This window comes from Fodinibius sp. GM108, from assembly GCF_058386985.1.
In genome coordinates this window covers 352981-378103 of the sequence record NZ_JBYEIR010000004.1, presented here as the reverse complement: position 1 = coordinate 378103, position 25123 = coordinate 352981, and the positions used below count along the sequence as shown (strand labels likewise).

General features: G+C 44.3%; 21 protein-coding genes. 4 read left to right on the top strand and 17 right to left on the bottom strand.

Annotated elements, in window-relative coordinates:
* Positions 1-237 precede the first annotated feature (237 nt).
* A complete protein-coding gene (locus ACT3ID_RS09670; RefSeq protein WP_491541816.1) occupies positions 238-1374 on the top strand; it encodes a DmpA family aminopeptidase in 1137 nt (378 codons plus the stop codon).
* Between the two features lie 58 nt (positions 1375-1432).
* Here the strand turns inward: ACT3ID_RS09670 and ACT3ID_RS09665 are convergent, their stop codons facing one another.
* The 6 genes from ACT3ID_RS09665 to lipB form a co-directional block, all read right to left on the bottom strand.
* A complete protein-coding gene (locus ACT3ID_RS09665; protein ID WP_491541815.1) occupies positions 1433-1900 on the bottom strand; it encodes a HesB/IscA family protein in 468 nt (155 codons plus the stop codon).
* Between the two features lie 20 nt (positions 1901-1920).
* Entirely contained in the window at positions 1921-2604 is a 684-nt protein-coding gene (locus ACT3ID_RS09660) for an AlbA family DNA-binding domain-containing protein (protein ID WP_491541814.1), read from the bottom strand.
* 88 nt (positions 2605-2692) lie between these two features.
* Positions 2693-3703, bottom strand: coding sequence for an NAD(P)H-dependent glycerol-3-phosphate dehydrogenase (locus tag ACT3ID_RS09655; RefSeq protein WP_491541813.1), 1011 nt, complete (start codon positions 3701-3703; stop codon positions 2693-2695).
* Positions 3704-3713: 10 nt separating this feature from the next.
* On the bottom strand, positions 3714-4412 hold the full coding sequence (plsY, locus tag ACT3ID_RS09650; protein ID WP_491541812.1) for a glycerol-3-phosphate 1-O-acyltransferase PlsY: 699 nt from the start codon (positions 4410-4412) through the stop codon (positions 3714-3716).
* Between the two features lie 95 nt (positions 4413-4507).
* Positions 4508-5386 carry a lipoyl synthase gene (lipA, locus tag ACT3ID_RS09645; protein WP_491541811.1) on the bottom strand — a complete coding sequence of 293 codons (879 nt, stop codon included), beginning with the start codon at positions 5384-5386 and terminating at the stop codon, positions 4508-4510.
* Positions 5387-5399: 13 nt separating this feature from the next.
* Positions 5400-6164 carry a lipoyl(octanoyl) transferase LipB gene (lipB, locus tag ACT3ID_RS09640; RefSeq protein WP_491541810.1) on the bottom strand — a complete coding sequence of 255 codons (765 nt, stop codon included), beginning with the start codon at positions 6162-6164 and terminating at the stop codon, positions 5400-5402.
* 367 nt (positions 6165-6531) lie between these two features.
* Between lipB and ACT3ID_RS09635 the strand changes: the two genes are divergently transcribed.
* Complete coding sequence (locus ACT3ID_RS09635; RefSeq protein ID WP_491541809.1) at positions 6532-6765, top strand: hypothetical protein; 234 nt, start codon at positions 6532-6534, stop codon at positions 6763-6765.
* Between the two features lie 98 nt (positions 6766-6863).
* On the opposite strand, the gene lpdA is transcribed toward ACT3ID_RS09635, so the two are convergent.
* Together lpdA and ACT3ID_RS09625 are read right to left on the bottom strand one after the other, a co-directional pair.
* Complete coding sequence (lpdA, locus tag ACT3ID_RS09630; protein WP_491541808.1) at positions 6864-8270, bottom strand: dihydrolipoyl dehydrogenase; 1407 nt, start codon at positions 8268-8270, stop codon at positions 6864-6866.
* Positions 8271-8521: 251 nt separating this feature from the next.
* On the bottom strand, positions 8522-9013 hold the full coding sequence (locus tag ACT3ID_RS09625; protein ID WP_491541807.1) for a cupin domain-containing protein: 492 nt from the start codon (positions 9011-9013) through the stop codon (positions 8522-8524).
* Positions 9014-9088: 75 nt separating this feature from the next.
* On the opposite strand from ACT3ID_RS09625, the gene ACT3ID_RS09620 reads away from it, so the two are divergent.
* Complete coding sequence (locus ACT3ID_RS09620; RefSeq protein ID WP_491541806.1) at positions 9089-9889, top strand: peptidase; 801 nt, start codon at positions 9089-9091, stop codon at positions 9887-9889.
* A gap of 80 nt (positions 9890-9969) precedes the next feature.
* Here ACT3ID_RS09620 and ACT3ID_RS09615 read toward each other — a convergent pair whose 3' ends face one another.
* The 8 genes from ACT3ID_RS09615 to ACT3ID_RS09580 form a co-directional block, all read right to left on the bottom strand.
* A complete protein-coding gene (locus ACT3ID_RS09615; RefSeq protein WP_491541805.1) occupies positions 9970-11589 on the bottom strand; it encodes a peptide chain release factor 3 in 1620 nt (539 codons plus the stop codon).
* Positions 11590-11780: 191 nt separating this feature from the next.
* Complete coding sequence (locus tag ACT3ID_RS09610) at positions 11781-12647, bottom strand: DUF72 domain-containing protein (protein WP_491541804.1); 867 nt, start codon at positions 12645-12647, stop codon at positions 11781-11783.
* A 425-nt stretch (positions 12648-13072) separates the two neighbouring features.
* Positions 13073-14926 carry a M61 family metallopeptidase gene (locus ACT3ID_RS09605; RefSeq protein ID WP_491541803.1) on the bottom strand — a complete coding sequence of 618 codons (1854 nt, stop codon included), beginning with the start codon at positions 14924-14926 and terminating at the stop codon, positions 13073-13075.
* A 173-nt stretch (positions 14927-15099) separates the two neighbouring features.
* Positions 15100-17553, bottom strand: a complete 2454-nt coding sequence (locus ACT3ID_RS09600; protein ID WP_491541802.1) for an ABC transporter permease — start codon at positions 17551-17553, stop codon at positions 15100-15102.
* 176 nt (positions 17554-17729) lie between these two features.
* Positions 17730-18773 (bottom strand): serine hydrolase domain-containing protein, encoded by a 1044-nt coding sequence (locus ACT3ID_RS09595; RefSeq protein WP_491541801.1) that lies wholly within the window; start codon positions 18771-18773, stop codon positions 17730-17732.
* 93 nt (positions 18774-18866) lie between these two features.
* A complete protein-coding gene (locus ACT3ID_RS09590; protein WP_491541800.1) occupies positions 18867-19556 on the bottom strand; it encodes an ABC transporter ATP-binding protein in 690 nt (229 codons plus the stop codon).
* Positions 19557-19645: 89 nt separating this feature from the next.
* Positions 19646-20932 carry an efflux RND transporter periplasmic adaptor subunit gene (locus tag ACT3ID_RS09585; RefSeq protein WP_491541915.1) on the bottom strand — a complete coding sequence of 429 codons (1287 nt, stop codon included), beginning with the start codon at positions 20930-20932 and terminating at the stop codon, positions 19646-19648.
* 146 nt (positions 20933-21078) lie between these two features.
* On the bottom strand, positions 21079-21504 hold the full coding sequence (locus ACT3ID_RS09580) for a hypothetical protein (protein ID WP_491541799.1): 426 nt from the start codon (positions 21502-21504) through the stop codon (positions 21079-21081).
* A 341-nt stretch (positions 21505-21845) separates the two neighbouring features.
* Between ACT3ID_RS09580 and ACT3ID_RS09575 the strand changes: the two genes are divergently transcribed.
* Positions 21846-23396 carry a CRTAC1 family protein gene (locus ACT3ID_RS09575; protein WP_491541798.1) on the top strand — a complete coding sequence of 517 codons (1551 nt, stop codon included), beginning with the start codon at positions 21846-21848 and terminating at the stop codon, positions 23394-23396.
* 99 nt (positions 23397-23495) lie between these two features.
* On the opposite strand, the gene ACT3ID_RS09570 is transcribed toward ACT3ID_RS09575, so the two are convergent.
* Positions 23496-25094, bottom strand: a complete 1599-nt coding sequence (locus tag ACT3ID_RS09570; protein WP_491541797.1) for a M20/M25/M40 family metallo-hydrolase — start codon at positions 25092-25094, stop codon at positions 23496-23498.
* Positions 25095-25123 lie beyond the last annotated feature (29 nt).

The following is a 25123-nucleotide window of genomic DNA, read 5'->3' as shown; positions in this document are numbered from 1 at the left end:
GATTGGCACAATATGAACAAGATTATCGTGATTAGCAGGATTGAATGAACGTTATCCAAGTACATCCTTAAATCCTGAATATCCTGATTCAAAATGCTGATATTCACGTAACCATCCCTCGCTTCAGTCTACCATCTCTTGCAATTTCTGAGTCTGACATCTGAATAATAACTTTACTAAACCCCCAAAGTTTGGTAAAGTTTAGGTACTTAATTTTTGGATCCAAATTATTGATCAATGAAAATCATTCAAACAGTACTTGTTTTACTTTTTACTTTTACAGCTATGACAGTTTCTGCCCAGGATAAGAATCTTCGAGATTACGGAGTTGAGATCGGTGTAATGGAAACCGGATCACTTAACGCCATTACGGATATATCGGGTGTCGAGGTCGGCCATCAAACGTTAATCGAAGGTGATAATATTCGCACCGGCGTTACTGCCATCCTTCCCCACGGCGGAAATATTTTTCAAGAGAAAGTCCCGACTGCCGTGTATGTGGGCAACGGCTTTGGCAAGCTGGCTGGATCAACGCAGATCCAGGAGCTCGGCAACCTTGAGACACCAATCATCCTTACTAATACGCTGAGCGTCCCTACGGCTGCCGATGCACTCATTGATCACACATTCAGCTTTGAGGAAAACAGCAACGTTCGATCCGTAAATCCGGTAGTAGGTGAAACAAATGACGGCTATTTGAATGATATCCGCGGGCGCCATGTATCCAAGAACGATGTTTTAGCTGCAATAGAAAATGCCGCATCGGGTCCTGTTGAACAGGGCAACGTAGGAGCCGGGACGGGAACACGCACGTTTGGATTTAAAGGTGGTATCGGCACTTCATCGCGTACCTTGCCCGACGATGCTGGAAGTTATACTGTAGGCGTGCTCGTTCAGAGTAATTTCGGTGGCGTGCTTCAAATAGCGGGCGTGCCTGTAGGAGAAGAGCTCGATAAGTATTATCTAAATGATAAACTCAATGAAACGCCCGACGGTTCCTGCATGATTGTTGTAGCCACTGATGCTCCGCTGGGATCACGCAATCTGGAGAGATTGGCCAAGCGGGCCATGCTTGGACTGGCAAAAACCGGGGGTATTGCCTCAAACGGCAGCGGCGATTATGTGATCGCTTTTTCTACGGCTGAATCGGTGCGAATTCCATATCGATCAGACCAGCTTGCAAAAGACCAGAATGTTCTTCGCAACAGCTCAATGTCACCGCTGTTTATGGCTGTTAATGAGGCAACTGAAGAAGCCATCATCAATTCTCTTTTCCACGCCGAAACAATGACAGGCAGGGATGGAAATACGATCAAAGCCTTGCCGGTCGAAGAAGTTCTGACCATCATGGAAAAGTATGGGAGGGAACATTAAGTTGTAGTGATTTATTGCAATAAATCACTATACAACCTATTATCAGCACAATTATCTACTACGTAGCAAATGAACTACCGCAGCCGCATGTCTCACTCGCGTTGGGATTGTCAAAGGTAAAGCCTCGGGCGTTAAGACCGTCGGGATAGTCGACTGAAATACCTTTAAGATACATCATATGTTTTTGGGCAACGATAATCTCGATTCCCTGGCTTACAATTACTTCATCCTCTTCGGACTTGTAATCAAATCCCAGCTTATAGCTTAATCCGGAACAACCGCCGCCTTCAACGGCCACCCGCAGACACAGATCTTCATCGAGAGACTCATCTGATCTGATCTTGCGAACTTGTTCAGCCGCTCGTTCCGTCAGCTGAACCGGTGGCCCGCTGAATTCAATATCATCGGGAGTTTGCATCTGTTCTAAGGGAGAAGCAGAGTCAGGCTCCGTAGAAGAATCCTCTTCATCGTCATCAATAAGATCGGAAATTACATCGTCCAGGTTGTCTTCTGTTTCAGCAGGCATTAGGGTAAATCTCTTTAAAATTATGTTTCACACTTCTGCGAATACGTAAAGTAATCGATGTTGTCCTTCCTGAATAAATTCAGAATATCAGCACTTACCAAATTAACCAATATTGTTGATGCCCTTGCTCTGGGCACGTCAACTAGTTGAGCAAATTTTTTAACGGTTATTTCGCCATATTCATTCAGATATCTAAACAGTTGTTGTTCCTTTGGTCCGTACTCAAATGTTACACCCTCATCTGAATTTTTCTTCTTAATGATCTCGATAAGTTCCTTACTGGCAACTTTATTTCGATCCTCTTCGCGCATAAACACCGTATCTTCATCTTCGCCCTGTACAAAAATAGGTTTGTCTGCAGCTTCCGGCACCTTTATCACCAGCAGGTCACGTTCGCCAAAATGCACGATTTCAATTGTAATATCGACCGTTGGCCGACACAGCTCACGGGCAGCTTTGCCAAGCAAAAACTCTTCTTCCTGGTATCCTATGACTCCCACCAGTGATTTATCATCGTCCACACCAATAAGCACAGTGCCACCTTTCGTATTGGCAAATGCAGCAATTTCACGGGCAATCTTATATGCTGATGGAATAGTGCGCTTAAATTCGAGATAGGTTCCTTCTCCCGTCTCTGCGAGATTCTTTACGTCCAGATAATCCATCTGGGAAAGTGAGGCTGAGGTATGTTTTTCTGGATACATAGCCACTGAATCTTATTTTCAATACATAACGAAGGTAACAACAAATTATTAAGTATAAAATTCCATAGCTGTTTTTTTCTATCCTGGATTAGATCATTATTTCTTCTTTGGGATTCCGTGTCATCAGATCGTACACCATATCTTCGGGATCCTCTTGCTCGAAAAGAACCCGGTATACCGCCGCTGTGATGGGCATTTCTACTCCCAGCTTCTTACTCCATTCGTGCACCGATCGAGTGGTTTTTACACCTTCTGCTACCATATTCATTTTTGATATCACCTCATCCAGGCTTTTACCCTGGCCGATGTTATAACCCACAAACCGATTGCGGCTGTGTTCACTAGTACATGTTACCACAAGGTCACCCATTCCTGTCAGTCCCGAAAAAGTATCTTGTGAAGCTCCCAATTTCATTCCCAGCCTTTTCATCTCATGTAATCCACGGGTAATCAGGGCCGCTTTTGCATTATCGCCGAGCTCCGCTCCGTCAATTATACCGGCGGCAATAGCCATAATATTTTTCACCGCACCTCCAATCTCCACACCTATGATATCATAGTTCAGATACACCCGAAACATAGGCGTCATAAATGTATCCTGGATATTCTCGGTGGTCCGCTTTGAATATGAGCTGGCCACCACGGCTGTGGGCTTAAATTTACTGACTTCTTCGGCGTGGCTCGGACCCGAAATCACTCCGATATGATCATCAATAATGGTGCCTTCCAGCACATTACTAAGCACCTGCGACATCGTCTGAAATGTATCGTTTTCTATTCCCTTGGCAACATTGACAACTATCTCATCGCCCTCCAAAAAAGGTTTAATATTTTCGGCTACTTCACGTACGACATGCGAAGGGGTAGCAAAAACCACCATTTCCGGATCATCAAAACATTCTTCCAACCTGGTAGAAGATTCAACAGAATCCGGCAACGTGACATCAGGGATATAGGATGGGTTTCGATGCTGACTATTAATAGCATATGCAATTTCCTGCTCCCTGGCCCACAACTGCACTTTATTGCCTGCTCTGGCCAATACCACAGAAAGTGCTGTCCCAAAACTGCCAGCACCAATGATGGTTATTTTCTTCACAATGCTATTTCTAGGGTTGCGGTTTTTCTTCTTTATTCAGCCAGCCCACAGCTGGTTTGAATGAGCTAACCTTGTTTTCTGTTCCATTCAACAATCGCCGTATATTTCCACGGTGTTTAATGATTATACCAATCCCGACCAATGAGGCAAAAATGAGTATGCTGCCGTCAATATCCCAACCTAAGCTATAGCGAAAAAATACCAGCATTAACGGATAGACAAAAGCAGCTACCAGCGACGCCAGCGATACGTATCGGCTTGCAACCATAACTATGGTAAAAACAATAGCTGCAATACCTACAGATATCGGCTCTATTCCGCAGAGCATACCTGCAGCAGTTGCCATTCCCTTGCCGCCGTCGAACCAGGCGTAAAGTGGAAACATATGTCCGACCACAGCCGCAAGTCCGCAGACAATGCTCAAAAAAGGATCTACATCCCAAAAGTCGAATAGCGCCACCGGACCCGATCCAATAGAGTATGCCAACTGGCTAAGCCAGCGTGAGCTTGCAAATCCCTTAAAGAAATCAATTAGTAATACTGCCACACCAGGCTGCCATCCCAAAAGACGAAATGTATTCGTAGCCCCCGCATTACCGCTCCCGTAATTCCGGATGTCTACCCCTTTCACGAGTTTGCCAACCCATATAGAGGATGGTATAGACCCCAGCAAATAACTCAATAGTATGACAACTGCAAGTGCTAACATATATGTTGATTATGTGAGAAAAGCTGATCTGCTGAAATATAAAAGATCAGAGTAAAATCTCGAGATCAAATCCCTTAAAGATCGTAAAAAATGCTTTATACGTGCTTCTCGGCGTGATATGAGGAGCGTACGAGCGGACCGCTCTCTACGTGGCCAATCCCAAGTTCTTCTCCTATCTCTTTATATTCTGCAAATTGATCCGGATGAACCCATTCTTCGACCGGCTGGTGCATTTTTGTCGGCTGCATATACTGACCAATTGTTAATACGTCTACCTCGTGCTCAACACAATCTTTCATTAATTCAATGACCTGTTCGCGTGTTTCTCCAAACCCAACCATAATGCCAGTTTTCGTTCGCAGGCCCTGATCTTTGCAACGCTGCAGTAATTCCAGTGAGCGCTTATACTTTGCCTGCGGACGTATGGTGCGATACAAATCGGGGACCGTCTCAAGATTGTGGCTTAATACATCGGGCGGAGTGTCAATAACTATTTGCAGAGCATCCCAAACGCCTCGAAAATCGGGAATAAGCGATTCAATGGTGACATCCTCGATCTCTTTACGAAGCTGTCGGTGACATTCTGCAAATATCGGGGCACCGCCGTCATCCCGCTCGTCACGATTCACCGATGTAAGAACTACATGCTTAAGCCCCATTTTCTTGGCAGCATCTGTAACGCGCCGTGGCTCATCCCAATCCAAACCCTGCTCCGGGCGTCCGGTCTTAACAGCGCAAAAAGAACATGAACGTGTACAGACATCACCGAGAATCATAAATGTTGCCGTACCATTTCCCCAGCACTCACCAATATTGGGGCATCGGGCTTCTGAGCAAACGGTATTCAGGGAATGCTTTTGAATTGTTTCGGACACTTCTTTGAACTTCTCACCAGAAGGAAGTTTAACACGAAGCCAGTCGGGGCGCCGTTGAGATGTTTCGTTCCTGTCGACAACGTTGAGTTCTTTAATCATGATGGTAAATCAATTAATGGGATGCTGCTTTAATGTCTGAATGCTTAAGATACGAAAATTCATCCTCCAGTTCAGGCAATGAATCCACTTTAACAATGCTGATATCAAAGACTTTCTCGAAATTTCTTAGCAGGTGTGCTTTCACTTTGGATGGATCCACTTCATGCCCCAACAATGCCTCCAGACTAGTCACTTCTTTGTCCATAATACCGCATGGAACGATATGATTGAAATAACTGAGATCGGTATTCACATTAAAAGCAAAGCCATGCATTGTAACCCATCGCGAGCAGCGGATACCCATAGCGCAAATTTTCTGGTCACCCACCCAAACGCCCGTCAGGCCTTCAATACGTCCGGCCTCGATACCATACTCAGCACAGGTTCCGATAACTACCTCTTCGAGATAGCGCAGGTATTTGTGGATATCCGTAAAATGACGATCCATATCAAAAATAGGATAGCCAACTATCTGACCCGGTCCGTGATACGTTATGTCACCGCCGCGGTCGATCTCGATGAATTCGGCATCAATATCGGCCAGCTCCGCCAGTCCTTTAAGCAAATTAGCTTTATCACCGCTCTTGCCCAAGGTATACACATGTGGATGTTCTACAAACAGCAACACATCGTTACTTTCATTGCCGGACTTATAGAGCTTCTGCTTTTTCCGGCGGCTCAGTTTTTCATCCACAAGTCGCTGCTGAATAGCAGTTTGCAAATCCCACACGGGTTGGTAGGAAGCGTGGCCTAAATCAAAAAATTCTACTGTATTCATAGCTCTGGTAAAATACGAAACATGACATGGAATCACTACTCACAACAAGAGTGGTTATTGGTAATAATTCTCAATTTATCACTCCACTAAATAACCCTCACCTCTGTCGTCATTTTAAACAGAGCGTAGCGGAGTGAAAAATCTTTGTTTTCCGTACCATTTTAAAATCAAAGATCTCTCCGCAACTAAAGTCGCCGTCGAGATGACAGACCTATTTGATTTTCTATCCTGTGACTCATTCATATCTCTTGTACTTTAAATAGGCACAGCGATTTCCCAATTATTGCTAGCCAGTATCCATCAAAAATGATCTACCTTAATAGAACGAATATAAAACCATCAACTGCTAATTAAATCAATTGAGATTATGGCTGAAGCAAAAAATAAAGAAGAAGGTCAAGTTGCAAAGGAAATTGAAGATGTTACCGCTGAGTTACCCTCCGATGCCTTCCTTTGGTCTTCGGTAAGCATCATGGGCACATCATTGACTTTAAAACTTTTAAAAAAGGATGATATGGCCCTGTTTGTCGGCCAGTGGGCGGCTCCTCTTCTGATAATGGGACTTTATAATAAATTAGTAAAAACAGAGGGATCGGAGTAATTCATCACCGACTATACATCAAGAGTTCTTTAAGAAAAAAAGCCCGCAGATATACTCTGCGGGCTTTTTTTATCATACTATATGAGGCCTGTGCTAAACTATGAACCCAAATGCACGCCTTCACCGTAAGCTTCAGCTACCGCTTCCATTACAGCTTCTGACATCGTCGGATGCGGATGCACAGCATGAATAATTTCTTTTCCGGTCGTTTCGAGATCACGTGCTACTACAGCTTCAGCGATCAATTCAGTTACATGAGAACCAATCATGTGACAGCCAAGCCATTCCCCGTATTTTTCATCGAAAACAACCTTGACAAATCCCTCTTCGTGACCAAGACCAGTTGCTTTACCGCTGGCAGAGAACGGAAATTTACCGACCTTAACATCATAGCCCTCTTCTTTAGCCTGCTCTTCCGTATATCCTACCGAAGCAATCTGCGGCTCACAATAGGTACATGCAGGAATATTATCATACTTAATTGGCAACGGATCTTCTCCTGCCAGCTTTTCCACACAAACAATTCCTTCGTGTGTGGCCTTATGAGCCAGCCACGGTCCTCCGGCCACATCGCCAATGGCATAGATTCCGTCGACATTGGTTTGATAGGTTTCTTTATCGACATTGATAACTCCCTTCTCATACTCGACGCCAATCTCATCAAGGCCGATACCTTCAACATTTCCAACAACACCGACTGCCGAAAGAACAACATCCACATTTATAGTCTCTTCGTCATCACCAGACTTGATCGTAACCTTAACGCCGTCTCCATCCTCTTCGACGCTTTCGACCGTACTTCCGGTTCGGACATCAATTCCTTTCTTCTTATAAATTTTGCCAAGCTCCTTACCAATATCTTTATCCTCAACCGGTACCAGTGAATCCTGCAGCTCAACGAGTGTTACTTCCGTACCGATGGTGTTATAGAAATAAGCAAATTCAACACCAATAGCACCTGCCCCGACAACAACCATTTTCTCCGGCTGCTCCTCGAGCTTCATTCCTTTTTCATAGTCTATGACCATCTCACCATCAATAGGGAGGTTCGGGAGTTCACGAGCACGAGCACCTGTAGCAATAATGAAATTATCAGCAGTAATCTCCTCTTGCGTTTCATCATTTTCATCAACAACCTTGAGCTTGTCTTTCGATTCAAACACGCCCTTTCCTTCAAAGACTTCAATCTTATTGGCCTTCATCAGAAACTGAACACCTTTGCTCATTTTATTGGCTACATTCCGGCTGCGCTCGATCATGCCGCCAAAATCTGCTGAATAATCTTCAACATTGACACCGTAGTCACCGGCATGCTCGATACTTTCGTACACCTCTGCAGACCGCAACAACGCTTTCGTTGGAATACATCCGATATTAAGACATACACCTCCGAGATGACGTTTTTCTACAATTGCCGTATTAAAACCGAGTTGGGATGCGCGGATTGCTGCTACATAACCACCTGGGCCGGATCCGATTACACAAACATCAAATTCTTTTGCCATAAGAAATACTTATTTAATGATTTAATAATTTATTGATTTGTTGATTTATCGACTGGATATCAAAAGACTGATTACTGTTTACGGCTGTTTTGTAGTCTAACAACAAAATAATGATATGTAATTCAGTCAATCTACAAATCATTAAATCAACAATTCTAAAATTGCGCTCTAAGTTAAGAATTATAGATGAGAGATATAAGGAAGAGAGAGTTAAAATATTCTGTACCACGCATTAAAATAAACTCGCATTCTTATTCAGAAAAAGGAGCAGCCATGATCTGTGCCGCAATATGACTATAGCGTTCAGCAAGTTTCTCTTGCTCAGTCATTTCAAAATCTTCAAACTCAAATCCCGGAGCAACTGTACATCCCACCAACGTAAAAACACCTGTACTGTAAGCACGCTGCCAGCAGTTTTTGGGAATCACCTGCTGAAATTTTCCCTCTCCGGACAATTCATTATTAAGAAATAGCCGTGAAAAATTACCGGCCGTATCAATCAATTCGAGCACCAATTGACTCCCATCATAAAAATGCCACAGCTCATCAGAGGCTACCCGGTGCCAATTCGTGCAAACTCCTTTGGGTAGCATAAAATAAATGCCTGTCCCTGCCCTCCTTGATTTTCCATCCTCCAAACACACAGTCTCGCTACTCCTGTATTCTTCTTTATAATAGCCGCCTTCAGGATGCGGGCTAAGATCCAGTCGTTTAACTATATCTTGAACTTTCTGTTCTGACATAAATATGAAACAAATTTCTACAATTATAGTTGGATACCATGTACATCAAAGCTCAATAAACTATGATATGATTTTATGAAATTAAGAAGATACATACTGTTTATCTTCACAACAATTATAGCTGTTATTCTAATTTCTTCCTGTTCGGATTTAACCGACTCGGATCCAGGCTCAGACAATGGCACAGAGCGGTTACCAGAATTTTCCAGCGTAGCTCCACCTGGTGATTCTGCTCGCTCATTTTTGAGTGATGAGCAGTTCGATGAGCTGAACCTGGAAATTGACTATATGCCCGGCTATGAGCCGACCGAACGAGCGTTGGACAGCCTGGAATCATTTCTGAAGAAGCACCTGAATAAATCTGAAATCAATATACAAAGTCCGACGCGTATCGAAGCTGGTGAGCAAAATGCATACTCCACTGAAGATGTCCGTGCTCTTGAAGAGGAGCATCGCGACAACTACACCAGTTATGACAACCCCGACGGCGAAACGTTATGGGCCTATTTTATAATCGTGGATGGAGAGTTTTCACAGCAGAATGTACTTGGAATAGCCTACTTTAACACTTCAATGGGATTCTTCGGGCCAGCGATCCATGAAAATAGTGGGGGTATTGGACAAGCAGACCGCTATAAACTGGAGGCTACAGTCTTTAATCATGAGTTCGGACACAATATGGGCCTCGTGGCAAACGGAAGCCCGATGCAGGAAAATCATCAGGATTCTGGCAACGGTCATCATTGCACCGAGGAAGATTGTCTGATGTACTACGCCGTCCGAACAACAGATTATACTTCAATACTAGTGGATAGCCCGATTCCTGACTTACTTGAATTCTGTCAAGCTGATGTAAAGGCAAATGGCGGGAAATAAATTGAACCGCAGATTAATGGAAATCGAATGAGGAACTGATGAAGTTATTCATCATTCCTTGTTCGTTATTCGCTATTCACTTATCCCTGTTTAAACTTATATAGATTTTCAGCACCCACTTTTTCTTCTGCCTGATTGAGGGCATAGCCACTGTCAAATAGCACAATTGGATTCCCTTCCATATCCTTGGTCACATGGGTGGAGTAGCTGCCTTCCAACTTTTCAACGACCTCTGTGTCGTTGTCTCCCAGCCATCGGGCAGCGTGATAAGAAACGGAATTCATGTGCAGTTCGGTATTGTATTCTGTGGACATCCGGTGCTTCACCACATCAAACTGCAGTGCACCGACCGTACCAAGCAGCAGCTCATTACCCACCCCTTGCGGTACCTCAAATACGTGAACAACCCCTTCTTCGGCCAGCTGCTTCAAACCTTCGCGCAGCTGCTTTCGTTTAAAGGGATCTTTCGTTGAAACTTTCATAAAATGCTCGGGCGTAAACAGCGGAATTACATCAAATTTTACAGGATCATCGCTGTAGATTGTCGTACCAATACGAAACGAACCCGGGTTAAACAGCGACACAACATCCCCGGGATAGGCCTCTTCCAGGATATGTCGCTCGTCACCCATCAGCGTATGCGGCGTTGACATCTTTACCTTTTGACCAGTATTACTCTCCGTCACCTGAAGTCCGCGCTCAAACTTACCCGAGGTAATTCGTATAAAAGCGGCACAATCGCGGTGATCGGGATTCATATTCGCCTGCATCTTAAAGACAAAACCCGAAAATCCGCGGTCAAGATCACGCTTCTCACCGTTATCGGCCTGGTATGGCTGCGGCGGACTGGCAAGATCGGCGAAATAATTCATGAAGACATCCAGTCCGAAGTTGTTGAGGGCCGAACCGAAAAATACAGGCGTTGCCTTTCCGTTCAGATACTCTTCATTATCCATCATGTCCATCATATCCTCAGTCAATAACACCTCTTCGCGGAATTTCTCCTTATCAAAATCCGACAGATGCGACTGTTCAATACCCTCTTCCAGGTCATAAATTTCGGTTTCAGCCTTTTTAGCACCGTGCTCTTCCTTAGTCTGCAGATGCAGCTTCTTGCCAATCAAGTCATAGATACCCTGAAAATCCCGACCATAACCCAGCGGCCATGATGCCGGTATAGCCTCAATACCCAGCTGGTTTTCGATATTACTGATCACTTCCAACGGTTCTAGACCCGGCCGGTCGCATTTGTTCACAAAAGTGATAATGGGAATTTCGCGCATCTTACAAACCTCGAACAGTTTCTCGGTCTGTTCCTCAACGCCTTTGGCAACGTCAATCACCATCAACGCCGTATCGGCAGCAACCAGCGTCCGGAGCGTATCCTCAGAAAAGTCTTTGTGTCCCGGTGTATCGAGCAGATTAAATTTAATGTTGTCTTTTTCAAATCGCAGAACCGAAGACGTCACAGAAATACCACGCTCCTTTTCAATTGCCATCCAGTCGGAGGCTGCATAGCGATTGGCTTTACGCTGACGGATCGATCCCGCCTCGTGTATAGCCCCGCCATAAAGCAACAGCTTTTCAGTCAGCGTCGTCTTACCGGCATCGGGGTGCGATATAATCGCGAACGTGCGCCGGCGCTTCGCCTCCTCAATTACTTCTTTTTGGGATTCGGTTGCGGTATCAGTCTGGGACATGAATGGGTATCAGTTTATGGATTCAAAAAGCCTGTAAAGATAAGGATTTTATATGCATTTATCACTTAATTAATAGTACACGGACTACACTGGTTATGCAGGTTACCGTCTGGTTTAGTTTTTCCGTTAATAAGACAGATGCGCCTATTAACCCACCAGACGGCAAATTCAGCCGTCGGATGGGGTACTTCTTAAAAAAGATCCATCTGCTTATTCTGTCGATCTTTAGGCCATGCGGGCATCGGATCAACACCAATAAGATCAGATAACAGCTGATGGAATCTCTTGGCATTAGCTGGCTGACTCACTTTATCGGGCGTATGGGTAAAGATATACGGATGCAGCCCCTCCTTTATCCAATCGGCGACAACAATGGCCCATTCTTTGAGATAAGGCTCATTTGCCACGGGATCATTCGATCCCACAAAACGTACCAATGGACGCGATCCGGTATTGATAAAACGAACCGGCACCTCAGGCTTTTTCTTTTTTGCTTCTAACACCGATTGCTCATCCGATTTCATCGCGTGCAGCTTGCGCGTATCAAAAATTATTCGGTCAATATTATAGCCTTTCAGCAGGCGATTCAGCCGGTGCTCTTCGCGTCCGTGGTTAAAGAAATCGGGATGACGAACTTCTACCGCATAGCGATAGGCGCCAGGCAACATACTGATCATCTCTTCGAGGCGCATAAATTCGGCGGGCGAAAACTGCGGCGGCAGCTGAATCATAAACGGTCCCAGGCGATCGGCAATGGGGTCGAACGTCTCCAGAAAGTTCAGGATATCATCTTCTGTGTTCTGAAGACGCTTATCATGCGTGATAGATCGGTGAAATTTAAAGCAGAACTTAAACTCGTCGGGCGTTTCCTGCTTCCATCTTTTTAATGTTTGCTCGCTGGGAATGTTATAAAAAGTTGTGTTTCCCTCTACCGTATTGAAAACAGAAGCATATTGCGAAAGGAAATCGCTCTGTTTGGCATCGTCGGTAAAGAAATTATCGACCCACTCTTTGAGGCTCCAGACCGTGCAACCGATATGATATTTTCTGATGCCCATATTTCCGATTATTGTGACAGTAGCTGGCTTTTACCTTTCTAATGTATCTGAATTAATCTAATTGCACAAGATTGTAACTTGCATGCCTGAATCGTTGCTCCAACAGCATTAAAGTCAAAAAACTTACCACAGAGATACACAGAGGAGACACGGAGGTTCACAAAGGATTGACTATATGAACTTTAGAAATATTTGGTGACTAAACATGTTTGCATCTTATCAGTATCACACCGTCAGCTATCAGCAGCAATTCCAGAATTGATAGCTACTACTCTTTTGTAGGATACTCAAATCCTCCTGCCCTCTTGGAGAAGAGGGATTTAGGGAGATTGATCTAATATTTTTATTTAGCACAACTATCCGTGGATGGCGCCAAACATTCCGCTAACTTCCGTATGTATTCTCCTTTAGCAATCCCTTAACTCCTATTTCCTGACTTTGCTGCCCAGCCAATCCTGCCGAAATGACTTCATTTCATCTGTCACCTCTTTATTTATCTCCTCAAACGGAAGTAGTTCAAGTTCAGGATTTTCGGCCAGTATAACTGTAGATTCGTATTCCTCTCCGAGAGAAGAGTATGTAATTGACAGCTCATCTCCGGGTTCGTGACTAGCCAACAAACGCTGCATATCGCGCGCATTATTGATCGACTGCCCATCCAAGGAATGAATTACATCATCCACATCGAGCCCGGCTTTATAGAGTGGACTGCCAACCTGTGTGTTTTGGGATATCGTAGCCTCTCCACCTTCATAATTTATGTTCGCCGATCCAAAACTTATGACAGCTTCACCGGGATGGGCTTTCTGCAGCTGAAATCCCGCTTGGGCCAGCAACGGCTCTAAGTCGATATGTTCTCCACTACGGATGTGATTATTAAAAAATGATTCTGCAAATTCGGTGCTGTCGGTAACTTCTGCCAGTGTATTTTCCAGGTCTTCTACAGAATAGGGTTCTTCAGGAATTCCAAACTCTTCCCACATACGGCGCATAAAATCGTCGAGAGTAACATCCTCAAACGTAGTTCGAAGCTTCAAATCCAGTCCCAAACCTAACACTGCTCCCCACGAATAGTACGAAATAAACGTATTGGATCTGTTCTGGGCATCCACCGAGGTGGCCGCATCAACAAACGGAGCCTGCATGCTCATCTCCATGGGACTATAAAACTGATTGCCCGGAGAATTAAGTACGTAGTCCAAAGTCCCCGACCAATCCTGGGCATATTTCTGGTCCGAAGTTATACCTGCCCGGCGAATGGTGAGATCGTCGTAGTAGCTGGTGAATCCTTCGGCAAACCAGAGCGCATCAGAGACATTGGCATTCATAAAATCAAACGGCTCCAGCGTTTCCGGGCGCAGCCGCTCTACACTCCAGCTGTGAAAAAATTCGTGTGACAAAGTAAACAGATTCTGCAGTGCACCCTCTTCATCCAGTGGACGCTGACTGGTTAAAATAGTTGAATTTCGATGCTCCATGCCATCCCCGTACACATACGGCAGGTAATCCGCAATAAAAGTATATCTGTCATATTCAAAATCGGCCGCTCCTCCGTATATAGCTATCTGTTCATCCACGACTTTTTGCGCCATTTGGGTATAATTTTCCACCTGTTCCTCAGTCCCGTTATGATGCACTGCCAGCTGAATTTTCTGATTGGCCGTATCTCCTGTTGCCTCCCACTCTGTCATCGTAAAATCACTAAGCTCTGTCGGGCTATCCAAAAAATAATAGTAATCCGGCGCGGTAAACGTGTAAGGTTCATCGGTACTCTCAAGCTGCGTAGCGACATCCCAGTTGGCGTTTTCCGGCGGATGAAATTGTACAGTCACCGGCGCCTCGGGCAGGTCGGGCACCCATACGAAAGTAGCCGGCATATTCATATGTGCATGTTGTTCATTGATGCCGGTGTAGGTGCCATCAGCATGGCGGCCATACAATGTATAGCTGAACTTAATCGTGCCGTCGTGCTCGCGAACCATCCAGTTGTGCAGATCGGGGCGGTGGACTTCCAGTGAATCCCCCTCGCCATTAGTCACTGATACGTCATACACATTCTTGGCAAATTCATGCAGCGCGTATCGACCGGGCGATGTACGACTCATTGAAAACGTGACGGGACCAGACAGTAGGTTATCCAGTGTTACTGTAATTTCGGCCTCATTGTGTTCTGCATTCGGAAAGCGTACATCATACTTTATAGTTGGCTCATCCTGGGATTCTGGCTGGCATCCCAAAAGCAATACTCCGGCCAACAAAACAAGAAACAATCTCTTCATATCAAAATCTTATCTTATGTTTTAGATCATGCTTTAGATAAGATTTTTTGAGGATTATTTCAGGAGCTGTTTTTAATTCATCGGGTATGGAGATAACTTGATTATCTATCCGACCGCAAACCAGCGGCCGGATGGAGAGATATTCTCCTCAGACAAAAACTTTCGAGCTATTTTCACTCCTGCTGAATGCTGTTAACCGGATTAAGTAATGCCGCGCGAATCGACTGGTAACTAACTGTAGCCAAGCAAATGAATACACTTGCCAAACCAACTAATAGAAATATTACCGTAGTATTCCATCCCAAACTAATGCGATGAGGAAAATCCTGAAGCCATTGTACAGCCAGGTAATAAATAACCGGCCATGCGATAATATTGGCTACAACTACCAACTTCAGATAATCTTTTGTCAGTAGCGTAATAATATCAGGTACAGTGGCTCCAAGGGTTTTCCGTATGCCGATTTCCTTGGTTCGTTTAGATGATGTAAAGGAAGCCAGACCGAATAAGCCCAAACAAGCTACAAAAACACAAATCAGTGCAAACACACCAGCGATAGTACCCATTTGTGTTTCGGAGGCATAAATTTTCTCCAGCTCTTCGTCATGGAAAGAATAGGTGAACGGATCGATGTGATTGACCTCTTTCCAGGTGGCCCGCAAATCTTCAAGGCCATCCTGAATACTGCCCGGCGCCAGTCGTGCCGCTGCATATTCTATAGTACCTACTACCCGGCGTTCCTCATCTTCGAGATTTATCACCAGTGGCGAAATCTCTTTTTTGATTGATGTGTAATTGAAATCCTCAACCACGCCGATTACCTGATATTCTCTGCGTTCATCTTCGCCTGTTGTATAGTAAAACAATTGGCCAAGGGCGTCCTCCGGCTTTTCCGCTCCAATCTGTTTCAACATAGATCGATTAATCAGAATCGCCCTTTCAGAATCGGTAGGATAATCCCGTGAAAATGAACGTCCGGCCAGCACCTCTATATCATATGTATCGATAAATCCGTGCGTGACATTCAGCGACATATTGGTAGGCGGGGCATCAGGTTTATTGGCCGGTGAGTACTTCCTGAACGTTTGATCGTCTGAACCCAATATTTTTCCGGTCCCTGCCACTTCCATGATATTTGTACTTGCCAGCGCCTTCTCCTGGAACTCATCGAACTCCCAGGCAATAAGTGTCTGTTTGATCGGCATAATGACAACCCGCTCTTTGTCAAAACCGAGCCGCTTATCCTGCATATGTTGCAATTGCAGGTACACAATCACCGTGCCGATAATCAACATTACCGAGAGTGCAAACTGGAAGATGACCAAGCCTTTTCTTAACACAACTCCATTACTATCACCACCGGATCCTTTTGAACCGTGCATGATTGTTGTGGGATTAAAACCCGAAAGGTAGAGTGCGGGATACATACCGGCTAACAACGTGACAACTATAAAGAGCGCAATAAGAGCTATAATCATTTTGCCACTTCCCAGAAAAGCGAATGCAAACTCCTTCCCTGTAAAATCATTGAAGTAGGGCAAAGATATGTAAACCAAAGCAAAAGCCAGGGCAAATCCCAGTAATGTCATTAAAAATGATTCGCCCATAAATTGCCCGAAAAGCTGACGGCGGTTGGCTCCGAGTACTTTTCGCATTCCCACTTCAGAAGCCCGTTCGGTCGCCCGCGCGGTGCTAAGATTCATAAAATTGATGCAGGCAATGACCAAAATTAAAACTGCTACGGCCGAAAACAGGTAGACATAAAAGTTTGAGCCATTGGCTTTAATCTCCTGATCCAAATTAGAATGAAGATGGATATCTGTAATGGGCTGTAAGCCCAACGAAAGGGTTTCGCCCTCCTCACGATCAGCGTAATTTCTATCCACAAAATTGGGAAATTGCCGTTCCAGATCGGCCGGATCTGTATTTTCATCAAGCAAAACATAGGTCCAACAGGGATTCCAGAACCAACGCTCCATAAATGCAGTCGATCCATACAGTTCGAACAGCGTATTAAAAGAGACCAGCATATCGATCTCCATGTGCGATGTCGGAGGCAGCGACTCTATCACTCCGGTAACTGTTAAATCTTGAACGCTTTTAAAACTAAGCTGCTTTCCCAACGGATTTTCGTCTCCAAAAAACCGGGCGGACTGCTCTTCTGTAATCACTATTGAATTCGGCTCATTGAGAGCAGTCTCCGGGTTACCGTGGATCATATCGACCGAAAAAACATCAAAGAAGGTTGAATCAACAACGTAAAAATGATCAACACGGAATGACTCCTCTGTTTCAACATTGATCATCGTCCGAATATCTTCCTGCATATCGAAAAAGCGTACTGCCTTTTCTATCTGCCCCGAAAAATCATCTTGTAGTGTCGGTCCTACCGGAAAGGGGGTGGTGGCTCCCTTTTCTTCTTTGGCTGATGTTTTGGTGGTTTGTGTTACGCGATAAATGCGATCGGACTTTTCGTGAAACTGGTCATAGCTAATTTCCTCAAAAACATACATAGCAATAAGCAGACAGCAGGCAATGCCTATTGCCAATCCTAAAATATTAATGAAAGCAAAACCTTTGCGCTTACGCAGATTACGCAAAGCAACCTTTAAATAATTCCTAAACATAGATATACCCCTATTTATTACAAAAAATACCCCGAAAGAAATTATGATTTACTTGATGATAAGATTAGAAGAGTATTAAACCATGGGTTTGTTACAAACTAAACCGGTTCATTAAAGCATTCTAATATTTTACGATATTCATCCAACGAAAACGCAACCCGATTACTTGTTATTGATTATTGAATGTTGGAACTGGTTTCCAAAAAAGGAATTATTTCTTCACGAAGAAGAGAAAAAACCGGCTCTTTGTACGATCGATCTTGCGTAGCATTAGCTAGTGCACCAGTCATTACCACCACAACATCAAGATCCGGGATAAGAAATATATATTGCCCTCCGAATCCCCAGGCAAAACGCACCTGATAATCGCCTACTGGTTTTTTCCACCACATATACCCGTAGTCGTAGGGATTAAAATTACTGCGGGTATAGGTTTCAAATGTTTCTTCCAGCCATTGTTCAGATAAAATTCTTTGTCCCTGATATGTACCGTTATTTAAGACCATCTGTCCGATCTTAAGCATATCCGTGGGATGCAGTGCAAGATTGTTTCCACCCATATAATACCCCTGCGGGTCGCGATCCCATCCGCCGGGCCGGATATTCAAAGGATCAAACAGATACTTTTGGGCGAAAGCACGTGTACTCATTCCGGTGGCTTTGGTCAGAATTACCGAAAGCAGGTGCGATGTTCCGGTACTGTAAACCATATCGCCGCCGGGTTCTTTAGTTAAAGGCTGATCAAGCTGAAACTTCACCCAGTTATCACTGACTACCCATCGACCATAATTATGAAAACTCGTGGTTTCAAGTCCCGTCCGCATGGTAAGCAGATCTTTGATCGTTATATTTTCTTTGACGGAATCAGGGTTGGCTTCGAAATATTCTTCAAAATAGGGATGGATAGGCTGGTCAACGCTTTCAATAAAACCCTGATCAACGGCAATTCCTGTCAGCAGTGATATCACACTTTTTGATGCCGATTTGATATTTGCAGTCTGCCCTTCGCTCATACCATTGAAATACTGCTCTATTAACAATTCTCCGTGTTGCTGAATCAATAAACTGGTTACCGAGTTTATGGAAGAAGCTTGTTCTCCTATCTTTTCGACAGAAAGCGAATCAGGGTCAAAATTCGACTTAGCCTCTGCCTGGCCGGGAAAGATCACTCCGGCAGCAAATATCAGAACAAGGATTATTGCTGTATTTCGGAAATGCACACTTTTCTCCTATTAAATAATAGCAGTTATATCATATTCTTTAAATGCCTTTAGTAGATCAGAGTTCCCAGTCCTGATCATGAAAAAAGGTCTTTATACATAAAACCCTTCCTGCACATCCTCGGTCACAATTTGTCCGTCAAATAAATTAATAACGCGTCGGGCGTAATTGGCATCGTGGGGAGAGTGAGTCACCATCACGATAGTTGTTCCTTGCTCATTGAGTTCGGCCAGTAACTTCATCACTTCGTCCCCGTGATCGGAATCGAGATTACCTGTCGGCTCGTCGGCCAAAATCAGTTTACTGTTGGCAACAACCGCTCGGGCAATCGCTACACGCTGCTGTTGTCCGCCGGAAAGCTGCTGCGGAAAATGGTTACTGCGATGCATCATATTCATGCGCTCAAGGGCCACCTCGGCTTTTTCCCGGCGCTCATCAGCCGATTCACCCAAATACAAGAGCGGAAGCTCTACATTTTCAATTACCGAAAGCTCATCAATCAGGTTAAAGCTCTGAAATACAAAACCGATATTACCTTTTCGCAATCGAGCCCGCTCCCGTTCGGATTTATCGGAAATTTCATAATCCAGGAAGTGGTATTTTCCTTCAGTGGGATTGTCGAGCAGGCCTAAAATATTTAAGAGCGTAGATTTTCCGCATCCCGAAGGACCCATAATAGCACAGAATTCTCCTTCTTTAATTTCCAGATTAACCCCGTTTAGTGCTGTCGTCTCTACTTCCTCAGTCGTATAAACTTTTTTTAGGTTTTTTGTCTTGATCATAGCAGTTAGTGATTAGTTGAGTTATTAAGTTGTCTACCACTAAGATACTAAGTTCATTAAGATTTTTCTCTGTGTCTTAGTGGTGTGGTTTACTCCAAATTCAATTCTTGATTATCCCCGAAATTATCATAGCCTGATGTTATTACTCGATCGCCGGGTTCCAGACCAGATTGTACTTCAAAGTAATTCGGATTCTGGCGACCAAGATTGATATCCTGTCGCACCGCCCGGTCTCCATCTTCGGTTATACGATACACCCAATTCCCACCGGTTGTCTGATAAAATCCGCCACGGGCTAAGAGGGTCGCCTGGGTCGAATGCCCAAGTTGTAATCGAATACGCAGTGTTTGGCCTCTTGTTAACCCAGACGGGACTTCATCCGAAAATTTCATATCTACCTTGAACTGACCATTTTCAACCACGGGATATATTTTTGTGATCTCTAGCTGATGACTTTGTCCATTAAACTCAAAAGTTCCTTTTAAACCGGGTGATATACGAGATAAGTAAAACTCATCGATATCCACCCGAACCTTGTACTCATCCAAAATATCTATCTGCCCAATACGCTCACTCGACGAAATAGACTGCCCGGGATTGAGCTCTATTGTTGAAAGTTGACCGGAGATAGGAGCTGTAACTACCAGTCGATTCAATATGCTTTGCACAGCTTCCAAACTTCGCCACATGCGATCCAGCGACTGGTCGATCTGCTGCAACTGCTGACTGGATTTGATGGAATCCTGCTTAAACGATTCATAAATCAAATCATATCGCTTTTGCTCATATTCGTAGTTTTCTTTTGTCTCTAAAAATTCCTGGTCAGCAATTAAATTCTGTTCATACAGCTTTTGCTGACGCTCAAAGTTCGATTTGGTAATTTCGAGCTGGTTTTTCGCTTTTGCCAGTCGCTCTTTCAGGCTTAGCGTATTCTGTTCGATATTCAAACGCGAATTCCGGGTCTGATTGATCTGATCATAAATAGCCGAACTCTGCTGGAGAACCTGCAGACGCAGATCAGAATTTGACAACTGAAGAATGGTATCTCCTTTCTCCACCATTGCCCCCGATTCCCGGTATATATTTTCAACGACCCCGCCCTCAACAGCATCGAGATATATAGTTTGTATAGGCTGTACCGTCCCAGTTTCCCGCACAAACTCCTGGAAAGAGTCCTCCTGAACAGTGCTAATAGTGAGCTTGCTGCGATCAACATTCAGCGTTGACCGATTATCCATAAAAACAAAACTGTATAAAAAGAAGGCAACAACACTAATACTCCCCACAACCATCCCAATACGTTTGGGAGTCCAAATTTTCTTATCGATCTTTTTATCCATTCCCACGCTGGAAATGCGATCCCCTTTTTTTGACATCACCTGATCCAAGTCTTTATAAATACATTATATCGGAATTAAACAATCATCATGACAAATACAAATAACGGTCTCCCCTATTATAGTAAGAGCGTTGGAAAGTGAAAATGTTACAAAAAATGTAAAAAAAGCTTTTAATTCGATTTTTATTCTTCTCTCTCCAGGATATTATCTATTCGAAGATAAATTATCCGCTGGTAGTCTTTTTTTTGATTGGATGGAACTGAAAAATGATAGTCGGGATTCTCTACTTCAACAACGGTTGTCTCATCATCTTTCTTAATTATTCGTACTTCGCCCTGCTCCTGTTGTACCTGCTCATTGCCCACATATGTATCCTGGCTTACAGATAGGATTATCTGGCTACCATCATCCGACTCATTGACGAAATTGATATTCATGTTACTCCCTTTTATAGCTTGTTCAACAACGCCTTTCATTTTTTCATAACTCTGATTGTATTCTTTGTTACTCCCGCTTCCGGCTACACTCTCTGATCCTGCACATCCTTGTAGCACTAGCATTATAGTCAGCGAAAGGACTACTGCTGTTATATTTTTAGGTGCTATCATGATGTTAATCTTTGATTATAGTCATTTTATTAGAGTTCTAAGGTATTCCATAAATCAAGCTTCCTAAAATCAGAGTTTAAATAACATCTTCATTTAGTAGACTATTCTTTAACTAAGCACCAATATGGTCGTAAATATTTATGACAATATGTAAGGTTTCACTAAATTCTTTTCATTTTCTGGAAAAGCGATGGCAAGTAATAAAGGGGGATCAACAGAAATGCCTTACAGTTTACCAACGCAATATTTAAAACGAGCCGGAAATAAGCCAATTCTGTTTGAAGTTTATAAACAGGAAAACGCAATGCCGGCTCTCCACATAAATTTACCCTGTTAATAAAATGTACTCAAAAATTCTTCCTGTTTTATTTATAGTTTATCTTATGACAGTAAGTTGTATTCAATCTCCCTCCCCTTCAACTTATGAAATTTCATTTTCACGTATTTTAGATGTAGCGCCAGCAACCGATCGTGCCAGTACCGGTGGCGTCTCCTGGATTGATTATGACGGCGACGGGCTCCTTGACCTGTACGTCACCAACGGATATGATGTGTCCGCCTCTGAAGCTGCACCACAACCCAACCGCCTGTATAAAAATATTGACGGGGATCGTTTTGAAGAAGTAGAAGCCGGTCCCCTCACATCCGACGAAGGCTTTTCCTCAGGCAGTGCATGGGCCGATATTGACAACGACGGAGATCCCGATTTGTATGTAACTAATCAGCGCGGACAGACTAACTTTTTATATCGTAACGAGGGAAACGGCAACTTTAAGAAAATTTTATCAGATTCCACCGTTACCGACAGCTCTGCTTCATTCTCGGCAAGCTGGGCGGATATCGATAATGATGGTTTGGTTGATCTTTTTATAGGTAATGGCGGACTTAGCAGTTCACAACCCAATCTACTATTGCGAAATCTTGGCGACTTTGAATTCGCACGGCAATTTATAGAAGGAGTAACAGATGACACTGCCGGAACAGCTTCTGTTGCATGGGCTGATTTCGACGGAGATGGACTGCAGGATCTTTTTGTGGCAAACCGTTGGTCCTATGCTGATCCGTCAGGTCCCGGAATGAGCCGGCTCTATCGAAACCTGGGCGAATGGCAGTTTGAATCAGTTCTCGATCCTCCCACCGGAGATACTTTGAATGCACTCACAGGAACCTGGGGAGATTTTGACGGAGATACTCGAACTGACCTTTACCTTACTAACGCCTCAGGAAGTAATCGTTTATATCGTAACAGTGAAAGTAGCAGATTTGAACGTATAGAAGCTGGCTTACCGGTATTGGACGGTGGATCAAGTTTTGCGGCTGCATGGGGGGATCTAAATAATAATGGTAAGCTGGATTTACTGGTCGGGAACTGGGGTTCTGCTCTTGTTATCTATGAAAATTTGGGGAACGGCCGGTTTCAAAGAGTCGAAGAAGCAGGAGAGCTGGCGCGTACTATTTCTCATGTAGGCAGCATGGCCTTGAGTGATTTTAATGGAGACGGAGCACTGGATCTTTACGTGGGAAACTGGCCGAATACACCAGGCAGAGCAGAAGAAAATGAACTTTATCTCAATCGGGGGAATGTAGGTAACTGGATTGTTATACGGCTTGAGGGTACTAACTCAAACAGATCCGGGATCGGAGCAAAAGTAATAGTAAAATCTCAAATACAGGGGCGTGAACAGATCCAGATGCGAGAGCTCGGGACCCAACCAAGCTGGCGAAGTCAAGCGGGCTTAAGGCTTCATTTCGGGCTGAATAATGCTTCTCAAGTGGATGAAATAATAGTACACTGGCCCTCGGGTGAAGTGCAGCGGTTCAATGACCTGCCTGTGAATAAGGGAATTACCGTAATTGAAGGTGGAGAGTGGAGAGCCGGATTGGAGTGGTGATATATCTTTTGCAACTAATTGCCATTGATCTCTTGAAGGAGACCGTGAAATCATCGGCCGAAAATATTGGGCGAACCTAAACTGCAATTGGAGGAACATTTACTCCATCGTAAAAATGGATGTATACACATCCATGCCGTACCACAGGTTGCCGATCCGGATATTTTCGTCGGGTGCATGCTGGTTGTTATCATGATTGGCAATAGGTACGATTACAATGGGTGTTTCCATCACTTCGGTAAAATGAAACAGTGGTAGTGATCCGCCGAATGTCGGATAGAGAATGGTTTCATCATCCGAAACACGATCAACAGCACGGATAATTTGCTGCGCCATTGGGTTGTCGATGCGCGTTCGTACGGCCGGATACCCCCCGCCGCGTGTAACTTTGGCTATTTTTTTGTGTTGCATTTTGGTTTCCCGGTCGGGATCGTTTCTCACGATATGATAACCCTGCTTCCTGATATGATCTTCTACGAGATCCTTCATCTCCTCCGGATCATTTCCTTTGGCCAACCGAATACCAAGCGTAGCGGTCGCCTGTGACGGAATTACATTTCGCGCTTGATCACCAACATTTCCACTGCTTAAGCCGCGGACAGTAAGCGTTGGATACATCAGCCGCTCAATCAAAGGCTGATTATCAAATTCAGTCCACGACAGACCCAGATCCTCCCGCAGCTGTTGATCCACATCCGGCAATGTTTCAAAGGCTTTGCGGTCGGCTTCTGTAATCGGGGCAGTGCTTTCATTAAAATTGTCAATCAATATTTCTCCCGTTTCCTTTTTCATGCTCGACAAAAGCTCGGCAAGCATCTGACCGGGCACGGGCGCCCATCCACCATAATGCCCGCTGTGAAGCGAACGGCCGGCACCGTAGACGGTAACTTCCATTCCGGTTACTCCGCGAACACCAAATACCACCTGCGGGCGTCCACTTTGATGCTTGGGGCCGTCAAAGAAAAGCCATACGTCACCCTCCAGCTTATCTTTGTTTTGCTCCAGATACTTCCGGATATGAGGAGAGCCGGCTTCCTCTTCGCCATCAAAGAGAAATTTAATATTAGATGTAAGTGGAATATCGTTTTGCTGCAAGGCATCCAGGGTAGCCAAAAGCGCCGGAATCGGAGCCTTGTCATCCGAAGCCGACCGGCCGTAGATCCGCCAGTCCGGATTTATCTCTTCTCCCTGCCCGGGAAAGTCAAGAGGCTGACCTCCGTCTTCGATAGAAGCTGAATAAAGACTTGGACTCCAGGGATCATCTTTCCATTGTGAAGGATCAACAGGCTGACCATCATAATGGACGTAAGCGATAAGCGTCCGTTCGGCATTGGGAGCTTCTAAATTACCATAAATAACAGGTGGTACATCAGGAGAATCGGATAGTTCCAGCAGCTCCATCTCAACGCCTCGTTCTTCGAAAGCATCCATAATCCAGTCGGCGTTACGGCGGATATTATCAATATCTGAAGCCACATTGGGAATCGTGAGCAACTCCTGATATTCCTGCAGAATAACCGCTCCATTTTCTGAGCGATACTGTTGTACCGCCTCCTGAGGTGTGGTTTGAGCATTAACAGAAGAGCAAAAAAGAACCAGTGTCAGAAATAAAATATTTTTTTTCATGATATTGAAGTTCATGATGCGGGCCATGTGATTCGTACGCCCAAAATTGATAAGGGAAATAGTAATAAGCATAAACGAACGACAAATATCAAAGCGGAAGC